Origin of the sequence: Paraburkholderia sp. SIMBA_027, assembly GCF_046535315.1 — a bacterium.
Lineage (GTDB): Bacteria > Pseudomonadota > Gammaproteobacteria > Burkholderiales > Burkholderiaceae > Paraburkholderia > Paraburkholderia tropica.
In genome coordinates, this window is sequence record NZ_JAWRWY010000155.1 from 1 (window position 1) to 390 (window position 390).

Annotated in this window: 1 protein-coding gene; it reads right to left on the reverse strand. The window is 64.4% G+C overall.

Annotated elements, in window-relative coordinates; translation table 11 throughout:
* Window positions 1-11: 11 nt before the first annotated feature.
* The coding region (locus SB764_RS38565) for a flavin reductase (RefSeq protein ID WP_410866544.1) at window positions 12-390 on the reverse strand (379 nt) is incomplete at its 5' end.

Here is a 390-nt window from a genome sequence, read left to right on the forward strand (position 1 = left end):
GAGTAAGTGCTCTAGGTCTTCTGGACGCAGACGAGCACCAGCGGTGGTTCGAGCGAAACGGAGCAGTAAGAGTTCGCGGCCAGCCCCTTGGGCGTCTCCCCTTCCTTCGTGGTGACGACCGTGACCCCGGTGATGAACTGCCGGTTGAAGGACTTCATCAGATCCGGGTCCAGTTCGGGGAAGTCCCCGCCGTCGGAGGCCGCCGGTGCGGCGATGCCGCGCAAGGGCCTGATGCCCAAGCCGGCAAGCAGCTCGCTGCCGTCCCAGGTCACCGACTCCGTAAGGATCTTCCCGTTTTCCAGCGTGAGGATGTTCGAGCCGCGGGTCTGGACGGTAAGTCCCGTCGGGGGTACTCCGAGGTATTCGTTGGTGTGGGTGCCGGTGGAGGTC